Origin of the sequence: Bacillus taeanensis, assembly GCF_003318295.1 — a bacterium.
Taxonomy (GTDB): domain Bacteria; phylum Bacillota; class Bacilli; order Bacillales; family UBA6769; genus Maribacillus; species Maribacillus taeanensis.
The window spans coordinates 1-15486 of record NZ_QOCW01000030.1 but is presented as its reverse complement, the minus strand read 5'-3'; the positions used below and the strand labels follow the sequence as shown (position 1 = coordinate 15486).

14 protein-coding genes, 2 rRNA genes and 1 other annotated feature are annotated in these 15486 nt (G+C 38.5%); all 16 genes read right to left on the bottom strand.

Translation table 11 applies throughout. The features are described 5' to 3' along the window. Positions 1-3: 3 nt before the first annotated feature. Complete coding sequence (rlmB, locus tag DS031_RS20250) at positions 4-750, bottom strand: 23S rRNA (guanosine(2251)-2'-O)-methyltransferase RlmB (RefSeq protein WP_113808017.1); 747 nt, start codon at positions 748-750, stop codon at positions 4-6. Then, positions 747-1166 (bottom strand): Mini-ribonuclease 3, encoded by a 420-nt coding sequence (locus DS031_RS20245; protein WP_113808016.1) that lies wholly within the window; start codon positions 1164-1166, stop codon positions 747-749. Before DS031_RS20245 ends, rlmB begins: the two co-directional genes overlap by 4 nt. Before the next feature lie 3 nt (positions 1167-1169). After that, complete coding sequence (cysS, locus tag DS031_RS20240; RefSeq protein ID WP_113808015.1) at positions 1170-2573, bottom strand: cysteine--tRNA ligase; 1404 nt, start codon at positions 2571-2573, stop codon at positions 1170-1172. Further along, positions 2563-3240 (bottom strand): serine O-acetyltransferase, encoded by a 678-nt coding sequence (cysE, locus tag DS031_RS20235; RefSeq protein WP_113808014.1) that lies wholly within the window; start codon positions 3238-3240, stop codon positions 2563-2565. Before cysE ends, cysS begins: the two co-directional genes overlap by 11 nt. A 122-nt stretch (positions 3241-3362) precedes the next feature. After that, positions 3363-3594, bottom strand: a binding site (T-box leader). Positions 3595-3616: 22 nt separating this feature from the next. Then, positions 3617-5071 carry a glutamate--tRNA ligase gene (gene gltX / locus DS031_RS20230; RefSeq protein ID WP_113808013.1) on the bottom strand — a complete coding sequence of 485 codons (1455 nt, stop codon included), beginning with the start codon at positions 5069-5071 and terminating at the stop codon, positions 3617-3619. 140 nt (positions 5072-5211) lie between these two features. Then, on the bottom strand, positions 5212-5688 hold the full coding sequence (ispF, locus tag DS031_RS20225; RefSeq protein ID WP_113808012.1) for a 2-C-methyl-D-erythritol 2,4-cyclodiphosphate synthase: 477 nt from the start codon (positions 5686-5688) through the stop codon (positions 5212-5214). Between the two features lie 2 nt (positions 5689-5690). Continuing rightward, the gene (ispD, locus tag DS031_RS20220; RefSeq protein ID WP_113808011.1) at positions 5691-6380 is read right to left on the bottom strand and encodes a 2-C-methyl-D-erythritol 4-phosphate cytidylyltransferase; all 690 of its coding nucleotides are present in this window, start codon (positions 6378-6380) and stop codon (positions 5691-5693) included. Between the two features lie 95 nt (positions 6381-6475). Beyond that, positions 6476-7570: a PIN/TRAM domain-containing protein gene (locus DS031_RS20215; RefSeq protein ID WP_113808010.1), complete on the bottom strand. Its 1095-nt coding sequence runs from the start codon at positions 7568-7570 to the stop codon at positions 6476-6478. A gap of 128 nt (positions 7571-7698) precedes the next feature. Next, positions 7699-8772: a DNA integrity scanning diadenylate cyclase DisA gene (disA, locus tag DS031_RS20210; protein ID WP_113808009.1), complete on the bottom strand. Its 1074-nt coding sequence runs from the start codon at positions 8770-8772 to the stop codon at positions 7699-7701. 6 nt (positions 8773-8778) lie between these two features. Continuing rightward, positions 8779-10155 (bottom strand): DNA repair protein RadA, encoded by a 1377-nt coding sequence (radA, locus tag DS031_RS20205; RefSeq protein ID WP_113808008.1) that lies wholly within the window; start codon positions 10153-10155, stop codon positions 8779-8781. Positions 10156-10254: 99 nt separating this feature from the next. Next, positions 10255-12693, bottom strand: a complete 2439-nt coding sequence (clpC, locus tag DS031_RS20200) for an ATP-dependent protease ATP-binding subunit ClpC (protein ID WP_113808007.1) — start codon at positions 12691-12693, stop codon at positions 10255-10257. A gap of 31 nt (positions 12694-12724) precedes the next feature. Continuing rightward, positions 12725-13789, bottom strand: a complete 1065-nt coding sequence (gene mcsB, locus DS031_RS20195) for a protein-arginine kinase McsB (RefSeq protein ID WP_113808006.1) — start codon at positions 13787-13789, stop codon at positions 12725-12727. A gap of 2 nt (positions 13790-13791) precedes the next feature. Then, on the bottom strand, positions 13792-14325 hold the full coding sequence (gene mcsA, locus DS031_RS20190) for a protein-arginine kinase activator protein McsA (protein ID WP_113808005.1): 534 nt from the start codon (positions 14323-14325) through the stop codon (positions 13792-13794). 63 nt (positions 14326-14388) lie between these two features. Further along, positions 14389-14853, bottom strand: a complete 465-nt coding sequence (locus DS031_RS20185) for a CtsR family transcriptional regulator (RefSeq protein ID WP_113808004.1) — start codon at positions 14851-14853, stop codon at positions 14389-14391. A 211-nt stretch (positions 14854-15064) separates the two neighbouring features. Then, positions 15065-15181 (bottom strand): 5S ribosomal RNA (gene rrf, locus DS031_RS20180). A 122-nt stretch (positions 15182-15303) separates the two neighbouring features. After that, positions 15304-15486: ribosomal RNA gene (locus DS031_RS20175) — 23S ribosomal RNA — on the bottom strand; the annotation flags it as partial.

Genomic DNA, 15486 nt, shown 5'->3' with positions numbered 1-15486 from the left:
ACACTAACTCCCTAAAGGGTTACGTTTTCGATAAACTTCATACATGAGTAAGCTTGCCGCCACAGACGCATTTAAAGAAGTGACCTTTCCAGCCATCGGTAAACGGATGAGAAAATCACACTTTTTCTTAATAAGACGTCCCATTCCCTTGCCTTCACTTCCGATAACTAAACCAATCGGCATCTCAAAATCTGCCTGCCGGTAGTCTTGTTTCCCAGCTGCATCCGAACCGACAAACCATAAACCACGTTCTTTAAGCTCATCCATCGTCTGTGCTAGATTTGTCACACGCACAACAGGTACATATTCAATGGCCCCGGTCGAAGCTTTTGCAACAGTTGCCGTCAGCCCTACAGCACGCCGTTTTGGAATAATAACTCCATGTGCTCCTACCGCATCTGCTGTACGTAAAATAGAGCCTAGATTATGAGGATCTTCAATTTCATCTAAAATAAGAAAAAATGGCGCTTCACCTTTTGCTTCTGCACTTTCAAATAACTCTTCCATTTCTGCATAGCGATAGGCGGCAACAGAAGCGACGACTCCTTGATGATTATCCGAGTCAGCAAGCTGATCAAGCTTCTTTTTTGGAGCTTGCTGCACAATGACATTGTTTTCTTTTGCAAGCTGTATAACTTGACTAATTTGACCTCCGCGCGATCCTTCATTAATCCAAATTTTATTAATTTCTCTCCCAGAACGAAGAGCCTCTAATACAGGATTTCGTCCAACAATCATTTCCTTGCTCATTTTAACTCACTTCTTTCATTTCGATGTTCAATTAAATAAAACATGCGTAAAATAATTTCCTTTACACGATCATGGTTTTCAAGCAAATGATGATAGCCAATGAGCGCTTCAAATGCCGTACTGTAACGATAGGTTTGTACATCTGTATTTTTAGGAATTGTCCCAGATTTCGCATTTCTTCCTCTCATTACAACAGCATGTTCCTCTTCCGTTAAAAACTTTTCTTCAAGCAGCTCAAAAATGACATATGCTTGCGCTTTTGCTGATACATATTTTGTAGCATGGTTATGAAGGCGATTTGGCTTTACATAACCTCCTTCAATTAAGTGCGCTCGCACATGGAGGTCAATAACCGCATCCCCCATATAAGCAAGCGCAAGCCCATTAAGCTGTTTTACGTCACCTTGTTTTATCATAGCTTAAGACTTCCTTTTCCAACGCACTCCTTGAGGCGTATCTTCAAGAATAATATCGCGTTCTTTTAACAGATCGCGAATTTCATCTGCACGTGCAAAGTTTCGTGCTTTTCTTGCTTCATTGCGTTCTTCAATAAGCGCATCAATTTCTTCATCAAGCAGCTCATGCTTTGGAATAAGAGAAAGCCCAAGCACACCAGAAAACTCTTCAAATAGCGCAAGAAACTCTTTTAATATTTGTTTAGAGGAATTCGCTTCTTGGTTATAGCGATTTGCCTCTCTAGTTAATTCAAATAAAATCGAAATTGCATTAGCTGTATTAAAATCATCATCCATCTCAGCAATAAAACGTTCTTTAAATTTTGCTAATTTATCCTGCCATTCCGCTTCGTATGTCGCAAGATCTGCCGATTGTTCAAGACGATGCTTTAAATTATCGACCGTTTCTCTCATTCTATCTAAGCCATTTTTTGCACTCTGCAGCAGTTCATCACTAAAGTTAATCGGATTGCGGTAATGCACTGACAGCATAAAGAAGCGAACAACTTCAGGGTCATGCTGCTTAATTAGCTCATGTACTAGTACAACATTGCCAATTGATTTAGACATTTTTTCATTGTTAATTTTAATATAACCGTTATGAAGCCAATAGTTTGCAAAAGATTTTCCAGTTAAAGCTTCCGACTGGGCAATTTCATTTTCATGATGCGGAAATGATAAATCCTGCCCACCTGCATGAATATCAATGGTGTCACCTAAATATTTTTTTGCCATTGCTGAACATTCAATATGCCACCCAGGTCTGCCATTTCCCCATGGACTTTCCCAATAAATCTCGCCTTCTTTTGCAGCTTTCCATAGTACAAAGTCAAGCGGATCTTGTTTTTTCTCGCCAACTTCAATACGAGCACCAGAGCGAAGTTCATCAATTGGCTGATGCGAAAGCTTGCCATATCCTTCAAAAGCACGTGTTTTAAAGTACACATCACCTTCTGATTCATAGGCATAATCTTTTTCAATGAGCTGCTCAATGAACTGAATAATTTCAGCCATATTTTCTGTGACACGCGGATGAATATCGGCTTTATCTACCCCTAATGCACACGTATCTTGATGATAGGCTTCAATAAAGCGCTCTGCTAGAACTGAAACATCTTCGCCGAGCTGATTGGCAGCGCGAATAATTTTATCATCCACATCTGTAAAATTTGATACAAACGTTACATCATATCCTCTGTATGTTAAATAGCGGCGAACCGTATCAAATACAATAGGAGGTCTTGCATTTCCAATATGAATAAAATTATAAACGGTCGGTCCGCACACATACATTTTTACTTTCCCCGCTTCAAGCGGCTCAAACGTTTCTTTCTTTCGCGTCAACGTATTATAAACTTTAACGGCCATGGTATTCACTTCCTTGTCTATTTTCTTTTCTTACAGCTTGGAGCTGTTCTTCTAACTGTTGAATTTTCTCTTCCATTTTCAAGAATCGATCTGCAACCGGGTCTGGTAAGTTTCGATGATCAAGATCTCGGCTTACTTTTACACCATCTTGGATGACAACACGCCCCGGAATTCCAACCACTGTGGAATTTGGCGGAACATCCTGCAGCACGACAGACCCTCCACCAACTTTTGAATTTTTGCCAATTGTAATCGACCCTAGTACTTTTGCACCTGTTGCAACAAGAGTATTATCTTCTAATGTTGGATGACGCTTTCCCTTTTCCTTTCCTGTCCCGCCAAGTGTTACCCCTTGATAAATAGTAACATTATTGCCAATTTCACATGTTTCACCAATAACGACGCCCATGCCATGGTCAATAAAAAAACGCTGACCTATCTTTGCACCAGGATGAATTTCAACGCCGGTAAAAAAGCGGCTTATTTGTGAAATAATACGTGCAAGAAAGAAAAATTTCTTTTTCCAAAGCCAATGGGCAATACGATGTGACCAAATGGCATGAAGACCAGAATAAGTTAAAATAACTTCTAAGTAACTTCTTGCAGCGGGATCTTGATCAAAAACTACTTCAATATCTTCACGCATTGTTTTTAATCCTTTAAACATAAATTCCCTCCTTCCGTATGCACCCACAGTCCTTCTTACAGCTGTCTATTCCTGCTTTTCTATATAATAAACCGCGCCTTTATACGTGTTGATTAATAAAAAAAACGTCTCTGTGCTGTTAGCACAGAGACGTTTTTCACCGCGGTTCCACTCTGTTAGATTGTATATGAATCCATACAATCCCCTTTCAACCTGGTAACGGAGGGTATCCGCTTTTATCTACTAAAACCTTTTTCGATAAAAGACTCTAAGGGGCATTTCAAAATGTGTTTCCTTAAACCACTTTCAGCCAGATGGTGGTTACTCTCTGGAAAGAAAACAATCATTTTTACTTCTCCTTATCGATGCTTTCACTTATTTAAATGCCATGTATTCATTAAACAAGTTGAGCTAAACGCGCCTCGACAATTTCTTTTCCAAGCAGCGCAATTGCTACTGGAAGTTCTGGACCATGTGTTTGCCCTGTTGTTGCGACACGAATTGGCATAAACAGTTTCTTGCCTTTATGTCCCGTTTCCTTTTGAACAGCTTTAATCGCCGCTTTAATATCGTCTGCTGTTAATTCATTCATTTCTTTTACTTTTGCTAGAAATACTGTTAATACTTCTTGTACCTGCTCTTCTCCTAAAACTGCTTTTGCTTCTTCATCATAGGAGATGTCTGTTTTAAAGAATAACTCAGTTAATTCAACAATTTCAGCACCATATGATAACTGCTCTTGATAAAGAGCAATTAATTGACGCGCCCAATTGTTCTCACTGTCTGACATTTCTTCTGATAAACGACCTGCTTTCACAAGATGAGGAAGGGCAAGGTTCACTACCGTATCAAGATCTGCCTTTTTAATATATTGATTATTCATCCACTCAAGCTTTTGTGTATCAAAAACCGCTGGTGCTTTTGATACACGCTCTAAGCCGAATTGGTTAATAAGCTCTTCCATTGAGAAAATTTCTTCTTCTCCTTCAGGTGACCACCCTAATAAAGAAAGGAAGTTTACAAGCGCTTCTGGCAGATAACCTAGTTCTTTATACTGCTCTACAAATTGAATAATGGACTCATCACGCTTGCTCATCTTTTGACGATCTGCATTTAAAATAAGGGCCACATGAGCAAATGTTGGTGCTTCCCACCCAAGTGCTTCATAAAGAAGAACTTGTCTCGGCGTATTGGATAAATGCTCTTCGCCGCGGATGACATGACTAATTTCCATTAAGTGATCATCCACTGTTACAGCAAAGTTATACATCGGGATGCCGTTTCTGCGGCGGATAACAAAATCACCGATGCCGTCAGATTCAAATGTAACCGTTCCACGCACGCTGTCCTCAATGACAATGTTTTGTCCTTCGGGAACACGGAAGCGTACAACCGGCTCCCTGCCTTCTACTTCAAAACTTTTTCGTTCTTCTTCTGTTAAGTTGCGGTGTGCACCGCTGTATTTTGGCATTTCACTGCGGGCAATTTGCTCTTCACGTTCTTTTTCTAATTCTTCTTCCGTCATATAACAATAGTAAGCTTTTCCTTCTTCTAGAAGCTGTTCTACGTATTTATTATAAATATCAAGACGATCCATGGAACGATAAGGACCAAAACCGCCGTCTTTATCCATCCCTTCATCCCAAGTTATACCTAACCAACCAAGGCTCGCATGGAGCTTTTCTGTTGCTGTCTCCACATTTCGAGCTTGATCTGTATCTTCAATTCTTAAAATAAAATCCCCGCCTTGATTGCGGGCAAATAAAAAGTTAAATAGTGCAGAACGAGCACCACCAATATGTAAATGTCCAGTTGGGCTTGGCGCAAACCGAACGCGTACCTTTTTTGCCATGAATCTTACACCTTCCAATCTTTAGTTCATTCTTCCTTATTGTTTAACTTCAAAACACCATTTTTGCTGCTTTTATTTTATCACCAAAACCTAAGCAGTGGTCAAGTTTTTCTTAGTAGTGTTTGCTTTCCCCTACATTCTTAATCTTTTTTTTGCAAAAGCACAACCGCTTGTGAAGCAATGCCCTCTCCGCGTCCTGTAAAACCAAGCTTTTCGGACGTAGTTGCTTTTACATTCACTTGAAAAAATTCTGCTTCTAACAGCTCAGCAATTGTTTCACGCATCTTCTCAATATAAGGTGCCATTTTAGGCTGCTCGGCAATAATCGTACAATCAACATTTCCTAACTGATAGCCTTGCTCTTTTACTAACTGCCAAACATGCGATAAAAGCTTTTTAGAATCTGCATCTTTAAATGCTGGATCTGTATCAGGAAAGTGTTTACCAATATCACCTTTTCCAACCGCTCCTAAAACAGCATCACTAATTGCATGAAGCAATACGTCTGCATCGGAATGTCCAAGCAGCCCCTTTTCATAGGGAATTTCAATACCGCCGATTATAAGCGGTCTTCCTTCTGTTAACTTATGTACGTCAAATCCTTGGCCTATTCTCATTCTCACGTTTCCCCTTTTTGCTTTGCTAAAATGGCATTCGCTATAATTAAATCATCTGGTGTTGTAAGCTTAATATTTTCATAACTACCGTTCACAATAAAAACAGACTTGCCCAGCCGCTCTACAAGACTGGCATCATCAGTTCCTATATAACCACTTTTTTCAGCTTGTTCATGAGCGTTCTTAATAAGCGGCAGATCAAAAGCTTGCGGTGTTTGCACAGCCCACAAGCTTGATCGATCTATCGTCTCATTCACTTTATTTTCTTCCACTTTTTTAATGGTATCTTTTACAGGAACAGCGACAATTGCTGACCCATGTTCTTCAGCTTTTTTCACAAGTTGATGAATTATTTCCACGGTAATAAACGGTCTCGCCCCATCATGCACAAGCACAATGCCTTCATCCTCAATAGCTTTTAAGCCTTCATATACGCTATGCTGACGTTCTGAGCCACCCGGAATAATTGCTGCTACTTTCGAAAACTTATAAAGTGATACAAGCTCTTCTAACTTATCAATTTCATTTTTATTTGCTGCAATAATTATTTTCTCACAATATTGATCATCTTCAAAAACAGATAATGTATGTACAATTACAGGTTTACCACTTAACTCAATAAATTGTTTATTCCTGCCTGCGTTCATTCGCTTTCCTTGTCCTGCTGCAGGTATAACGACTTGGTATTTCAAAACACTCCCCCACCATCTTTATCATCAATTTCTCTATGTATGAAAGCCCCTGCAAAGTTATTAATTATACTAAGAGGGGTACTTACACTTTTTTATTATAACGCTTTTTCAAGCAATTTTGGTTTAGCAAAAATCATTCGCCCTGCCGAAGTTTGTAGTACACTTGTCACAACCACATCAATTGTTTTACCAATATAATTACGACCTTCTTCTACAACAATCATCGTACCATCATCAAGGTAACCAACGCCTTGATTATGTTCTTTACCATCCTTAATGACTTGGACATTTAATTCTTCACCGGGAAGAACAACAGGTTTTACGGCATTTGCTAAATCATTAATATTTAAGACTGCTACATTTTGCAGTTCACATACTTTATTTAAGTTAAAATCATTAGTAACAACTGCTCCTGATAAGAGCTTTGCAAGTTTCACAAGCTTACTGTCTACTTCATGAATTTCTTCAAAGTCACCTTCATAGATTTCTACATTCACAGCCAATTCTTTCTGGATTTTATTTAAAATATCTAAGCCGCGGCGTCCCCGGTTACGCTTTAACACATCTGATGAATCGGCAATATGCTGAAGCTCTTCTAGTACAAATTGCGGGATAACAAGTGTCCCTTCCAAAAAACCTGTTTGACAAATATCTGCAATTCTCCCATCAATAATGACACTTGTATCTAGAATTTTAAGCTTTAAGAGTTCTGCTTCTGAGTCTGCTTCTTCCATCTCTTTCTTTTTATCTTTCGAACGATTCATTGAGAAAAAGTTGACTAACTCATCACGCTTTTTAAAACCAACTTGGTAACCAAAATAGCCAATTAAAATAGTTAAAAAGACTGGAAGTACATCACTTACAACAGGAATATTTAATTCACTAAGGGACACATTGATTAAAAATGCAACAATAAGTCCAAATACTAATCCCATTGTACCAAATAATAAATCTGTTACAGGTAGTTTTACAATCGCCTCTTCAGTCCATCGAAGCAATCCAACAATATAATCAGTTAACCAAAATGTTGATAAAAATAAAATAATAGCTCCAATCACTGCACCTACATAAGCATTTGTAATTCCAGGTATATTCCCGATATTTAACACTTCAACTAGGACAGGAATATAAAGCCAGCCTAGTGCACCTCCAATAAAAATAAAAAACATTTGGACAAACCTTTTTAACATTTGGTACTTCACCTCCCTTTTATCATTATAAACATATTTCGAGATTTGAAACCTCTTTTCTGTATGTTTTACATAATGTTACAACATTTATTTTACAAATTGTTTCCAATACTTTTGAAAACAATTACTTAAATATGACGATCAATAAAAAGCTGTTCTTGAATACGCGTTAAACCACCTTTAATATTTCGAGCTCTTACCTCTCCAATTCCTTCTACATCATCCAATTCTTGAATAGAAGCTTTAAGAATCTCATTTAAACTGTTAAACTCCTTTACTAAATTTTCAATAATCAACGAAGGAAGACGCGGTATTTTATGCAAAATACGATATCCTCTAGGAACAATCGTTTCCTCCTGACGATTATTTACTGCTGGATAGCCAAGGATTTTTACAATATTATGCTCTTCTAACAACTCATCATTGGAAAGTTTGTTTAATTGTTTTAATACTTCAAGCGGCTCTACCCCAGTATTATTCATATAATCACGTATTAACAAAATTGCTTCGTCTTCAATGTTCGTTACAAGCTCTTCCATCTGCATACTAATTAGACGGCCTTCTGTGCCAAGCTCGTTTACGTAATTTAAAATCTCATTTTTTATTCTTAATACTAATTCTATGCGGTGTATCACTTGGGATACCTCTTGAAAGGTAACTAATTCCTCGAATTCTAATGCTCCTAAATTTGTAATCCCTTGATCTAAGACTACCTTATACTTTTCAAGCGTTTGAATTGCCTGATTTGCTTTTGTTAAAATAACCCCAATTTCCTTTAAGGAATAACGAATATTTCCTTGATAAAGTGTAATAACGTTGCGGCGCTGGGAAATGGAGACAACTAAATTTCCTGTTTGTTTCGCCACTCGTTCTGCCGTTCTGTGACGAATTCCTGTCTCAATCGAAGGAATAGAGGTATCGGGAATTAATTGGGTATTGGCATATAAAATACGCGTACCACCTTCATTTAAAATAATAGCTCCATCCATCTTTGCAAGTTCATATAAATGTGCTGGCGTGAACTTACAATCAATAGAAAATCCGCCATCAACAAGACCCTTTACTTTATCATTATAACCTACAACAATAAGCCCTCCTGTTTTTGCGCGCAAAATATTATCAATCCCCTGCCTAATAGGAGTACCTGGTGCAACGAATTGAAGTATTTCATTAATGATCGCCGACTTCTTGTCCTTGTTCATCTCGCTCTACCCTCCTAATGCATGTTCTAGTGCTTCTGCTACTGTTGAGACGCCTATTATTTGAATTCCAGCTGGAAATGTCCATCCCCCAATATTTTTTTGAGGAATAATTGCCCGTTCAAAGCCTAACTTAGCAGCTTCATGAATACGCTGTTCAATTCGTGAAACCCTTCTTACTTCCCCTGTTAACCCGATTTCACCAATGATAACATCAGTTGGCCTTGTAATTTTATCGCGAAAACTTGAGGCGATACTTACAGCAACAGCAAGGTCCACAGCCGGTTCATCAAGCTTGACTCCTCCTGCCACATTTAAATAAGCATCTTGATTTTGCAGCAGTAAACCGACTCTTTTCTCCAATACGGCCATCAGAAGGGAAACACGATTATGATCAACACCTGTTGCCATCCTGCGCGGATTTCCAAAACTTGTTGGTGAAATAAGGGCTTGAATTTCAACAAGCATTGTTCTTGTCCCTTCCATAGAAGCAACAACAGTCGATCCTGCAGCTCCTTGTGAGCGCTCTTCTAAAAAGATTTCCGAAGGATTTGTCACTTCTTCTAATCCCACTTCTTTCATCTCAAATACACCAAGTTCATTTGTTGAACCAAAACGATTTTTCACTGCACGAAGCAGACGATAAGCATGATGACGCTCTCCTTCAAAATATAAAACAGCATCAACCATATGCTCAAGCATTCTTGGTCCTGCAATCGCTCCTTCTTTTGTAACATGTCCTACTATAAACACAGCTACCCCTTTTGTTTTTGCAATTCGCATTAAGTGTGACGTACACTCTCTTACTTGTGAGACGCTTCCTGGTGCTGATGTCACAGTGGACTGAAAGACGGTTTGAATAGAATCAATGACAACTAAAGCGGGATTAATTTCATCAATTGCACTTTCAATATAGTCTAAATCAGTTTCTGCTAATACATACAGCTTCTCTGTAAAAATATTTAGCCTGTCTGAACGCATTTTTGTTTGCTTAACAGATTCTTCACCAGAGACATATAAGACGGTTTGCCCTTGCTCAGCAAGCCGTGCTGAGGCTTGCAGAAGCATTGTTGATTTCCCAATACCCGGATCGCCACCAACTAGTACAAGTGAACCTGGCACAACCCCTCCGCCTAACACGCGATTAAGTTCGCCAATATTTGTACTAATACGTGCTTCTGCCTCTCCCTTTATTGTATGAAGAGGTTCGGGCTTTTTATGCCCTGTATTTGCGGATGTAACAAATCCTCTTGCTCTGTGATTAGAAGGGACTACAAATTCTTCAACCATTGAATTCCACTGATGACAGCCTGGACATTTCCCCATCCATTTTGCTGATTCATACCCGCATTCTTGACACATAAACTTAGTCTTTTTCTTAGCCATCTTTCTTCCTTTCTTTCCCTACTGCTTATTTTAGAAGATCCATATTTTTTTAAAAAGCAAACCGGAAGACGCACAGACCGCCCCCCGGTTTCTTTACCGTTAATTTTTAGCTTCTTCTAATGTTTCTACAATATAATCTCCGTCTTTTACATCAATAATAACTCTTTGTCCTTTTTGAATGTTTGCTCGCAATAGTTCTTCAGATAAGCGGTCTTCGATATGACGTTGAATTGCTCGTCTTAGAGGGCGTGCACCATAGTCTGGATCATAACCATCCTCAGCAATTTTACCTTTTGCTGCTTCTGTTAAGTCAAAGTCAATGCCCTGTTCACGAAGACGTTTTTGAAGCTGTTCTGTCATTAATGTAACAATCTCTTTTAAGTGTTCTTTTTCTAAGGAATGGAACACAATTGTTTCATCAATACGGTTTAAGAATTCTGGGCGGAATGCACGTTTTAATTCGTCCATTACTTTCCCTTTCATGTCTTTATAATCTTGCTCTCCACCTTGAACAGTAAAGCCAAGATGTTTATTACGCTTTAATGTGCTTGCGCCAACATTTGAAGTCATAATAATAACTGTATTACGAAAATCTACGGTTCTGCCTTTTGAATCAGTTAAGCGCCCATCTTCAAGCACTTGAAGTAAAATATTAAATACTTCTGGGTGTGCTTTTTCAATTTCATCTAATAAAATAACGGAATAAGGTTTGCGGCGAACTTTTTCAGTTAATTGACCGCCCTCCTCATATCCAACATACCCTGGAGGTGAACCAACTAAACGAGATGTTGCATGTTTTTCCATATACTCAGACATATCAATTCGAATAACAGAATCTTCATCACCAAATAATGTTTCAGCAACGGCGCGAGCAAGTTCTGTTTTACCTACACCTGTTGGTCCTAAGAAAATAAAGGAGCCAATTGGACGCTTTGGATCTTTTAATCCCGCTCTTGCGCGACGAATGGCTTTGGAAATGGCCTTAACAGCCTCAGATTGACCAATAACACGGTTATGAAGAATATCTTCCATTTTAAGCAGACGCTCTGTTTCTTCTTCTGCCAGCTTAGAAACTGGAATTCCCGTCCAGTTTGCTACAACAATGGCAATATCTTCTGGTGTAACCTCTTGATTTTCTTGACCTTGTTTTTCTTTCCATTCATTCTTTGTTTCTTCAAGGCGTTCACGCAAACGCTGTTCTTTGTCACGCAATGACGCAGCTTTTTCAAACTCTTGACTTTGAACGGCTGCATCTTTTTCTTTTCGAACTTCTTCCAGCTTATGCTCAAGTTCTTTTAAGTTTGGCGGCGCTGTATAAGAACGAAGACGTACCTTTGATGCTGCTTCATCAATAAGGTCAATTGCTTTATCTGGTAAGAAACGATCTGAAATATAACGATCTGACAGTTTGACTGCCTCTTCAATCGCTGTATCTGTAATCGTGACACGATGGTGTGCTTCATAACGGTCACGTAAACCTTTTAAAATTTGAATGGATTCGTTAAGTGTTGGTTCATCAACCGTAATTGGTTGGAAACGTCTTTCTAAGGCCGCATCTTTTTCAATATATTTACGGTACTCATCTAATGTTGTCGCGCCAATACATTGAAGTTCACCGCGAGCAAGAGATGGTTTTAAAATATTTGATGCATCAATGGCACCTTCTGCTCCGCCAGCACCAATTAATGTATGAAGTTCATCAATGAATAAGATAATATTGCCTGCTTGGCGAATTTCATCCATTACTTTCTTAAGACGATCTTCAAATTCACCACGGTATTTTGTACCAGCCACAACAGTACCCATATCAAGCGTCATGACTCGTTTATCACGAAGCGTTTCAGGAACTTCATTGTTAATAATTTGCTGGGCTAATCCTTCTGCAATAGCTGTTTTACCTACCCCAGGCTCCCCAATTAATACAGGGTTATTTTTTGTACGGCGGCTTAGTACTTCAATTACACGTTGAATTTCTTTACTTCTTCCAATGACAGGGTCTAAACCGCTGTCGCGCGCTACTTGCGTTAAATCGCGAGCTAAACTGTCTAGTGTAGGTGTATTTGCATTGGCATTCCCACCTTGATGACTAGAAGAAGCGGATTCATTGCTTCCTAATAACTGAAGTACTTGTTGTCTCGCTTTATTTAAGCTAACTCCTAAATTGTTTAATACGCGGGCAGCAACACCTTCTCCTTCTCGGATTAAACCAAGCAAGATGTGTTCTGTACCTACATAAGAATGTCCTAGCTTACGTGCTTCATCCATAGAAAGCTCAATTACTTTCTTTGCTCTTGGTGTATAATGAATCGTTTGAATCGGGCCTTCCCCTTTACCAATAAGTGCTTCTACCTCTTCCTGCACTTTTTCGGGACTAAGTCCTAATGCAACCAACGCTTTTGCTGCAATCCCTTCGCCTTCTCGAATTAATCCAAGAAGGATATGCTCTGTTCCAACATTGTTATGCCCTAAACGAATTGCCTCTTCTTGCGCTAAAGCTAAAACTTTTTGCGCACGCTCTGTAAATCGTCCAAACATCATCTTTCATCAGCCTCCTAACGAAATTGTATTGTTACTGTTCTAACTTAATGCGTTCACGAATAAGAGTCGCTCTAAGAATATCTCGTTCTTCAGGTTGTAAAGCTTGTTTCGCAAACTGTTGTAAGAAACCTGGCTGTGTAAGGATCATGAGTTCATTTAATATATTGCTTGAAATGCCTTTAATTAACTCTAAATCAATCCCCAAGCGTACATCTGATAAGCATTGTGCAGACTCTTTGGATTGAATAATCCGACTGTTTTCCAGTGTACCTAACGATCGATAAACGCGATCTTCAAGCTGAATCTTTGAATGCTCCAAAAGCATTTTTCGTGCAGCTCTTTCTTGTTCAATTAATTGAACTACTACACTATGTAAGTCTTCAACAATATCGGTTTCTGACTTACCTAATGTAATTTGGTTAGATATTTGAAAGAGGTTACCTAATGCTTCGCTACCTTCCCCGTAAATTCCTCTAACAACTAGACCAAGTTGATTAATTGCTGGAATAATTCGGTTTAATCGCTGTGTAAAAACAAGTGCGGGAAGATGCATCATCACAGAGGCACGCATACCTGTTCCAACATTTGTTGGACAACTTGTTAAATATCCTCTATTTTCTTCAAATGCATAATCGATCTTTTCTTCTAACCAATCATCAATTTGATTTGCCGAAGAAAGGGCTTCTCGAAGCTGAAAACCTGGAAATAAACATTGAATACGAAGATGATCTTCTTCGTTAACCATAATGCTAATTGATTCATTTTCACTTAACAGCACTGCCCCATTTTTGGATTCACGTGCTAGGTGCGGACTAATTAGATGCTTTTCAACTAAGACGCGTTTTTCAACTGGCTGCAGAGAGTTCATTAAAATCATTTCTAAAGAGTCAATTGAATCACTTGGAAGCGTTTCAATACTTTTTTTTACTTCTGTGATTACAGATTTAGACTGCTCTTCGTTTGTAGCGATAGGAAACACATATTGTTCTAAATTTCTTGCTAATCGAATCCGACTACTCAATACAATATCTGCATCAGGACCTTTTTCTTTCATCCAAGGGCTAATAGCTTCACTTATAAATTGTTCAAGTGACATGCCTACTCCTCCTTGCTGCTTTCACTATTTTCAATTATTCGAATTTGGTCCCTAATTTCAGCTGCTTTTTCAAATTCTTCGTTTGTAATATGAGTTTGCATCCGTTCTCTTAAGGTACGAATTTTTTTTTGTCGCTGGATATCATATCCACCTCGTTTTGGGATTTTGCCCGAATGTGTTGTATTCCCACCATGAACTTTTTTTAATACAGGATCCAATTTATGATTAAATGCTTTGTAACAATGAGAACATCCAAATCTACCAATTTCAGCAAATTGTTGATAGGTCATATTGCATTTACTGCAGTGTAAAGGCTGCGACTTCTTGAAACCAGTATGGGGGGCTTCAGTGACTGACTGTTCAAAGTTTAACAATCCTGATAATAAGTTATGGATCGAAAAACTATTTGGTCCAGGTAATACATCGCCTTTTTCCTTAGCACACTGCTCACAAAGGTGCATTTCTGTTTTTTCACCGTTAATAATTTTAGTAAAATGCAGTGAAGCCGGACGCTGGTGACATTCTTGACACTCCATTACAGAACTCGCCTCACTTTCTCTTTATGAAATTTTCACCATATTCAATAATTTTTTACAATATTATGACTTATATTTTAAGCTAAAAATCATGGATTTTAAAATATTTGCTCTTAACTGATCACGAAATGGTAGTTCTACGCTTAAAACCGTACGATCGACTGCACTTAACATAAGCTTTGCTTCACGTGTGGAAATAACTTTTTCTTCCAATAATCGAATAATAAAATTTTCTGCCGTAGACTGGGAAATTTTTGCTTCAATTAAATCAAGAATTTGATCAAGCAGATGGGCATGGTTATTTGTTCGAACTTTTATAATCCTAATGTAACCCCCCCCACCTCTTTTACTTTCCACAATATACCCTTTTTCAATCGTAAACCTGGTATTAATTACATAGTTAATTTGTGATGGTACACATTGAAATTTTTCAGCAATCTCATTTCGTTTAATTTCAATTATATTTTGATTACTAGTGGATAAGGTTTTTTTTAAATACTCTTCAATAATATCCGATATATTTCGCATTCACCCTCCACCTTTCTGACTTTGACTATATTTGACTTAATATTATTATACTATGGTGAGTTAAGAATGCAACTATAAGCACCTCTAAAAATAAAACAAACATCTTTTATTGTTGCCATCTTATCTATAAACATACTATTAATTGATATTTGCTAGTTTAATTAACCAAAACAAAAAACCTTCGAAGAAAATTCTTCGAAGGTTTTTTGTTGCCCAGCAGCGTCCTACTCTCACAGGGGGAGAGCCCCCAACTACCATCGGCGCTGAAGAGCTTAACTTCCGTGTTCGGCATGGGAACGGGTGTGACCTCTTCGCTATCGCCACTAGACATGTGATTTTTATGAGTTATTCTCTCAAAACTAGATAACAACGACTTCCGACGCACAAGGATGTGCTAGCTTCGATGTTGTCACAGGACGTGACGCTTTTAATCGAAGTTCCAATGTTTTTTAGGTTAAGCCCTCGATCGATTAGTATCTGTCAGCTCCACGTGTTGCCACGCTTCCACCCCAGACCTATCAACCTCATCATCTTTGAGGGATCTTACTAGCTTGACGCTATGGGAAATCTCATCTTGAGGGGGGCTTCATGCTTAGATGCTTTCAGCACTTATCCCTTCCACACATAGCTACC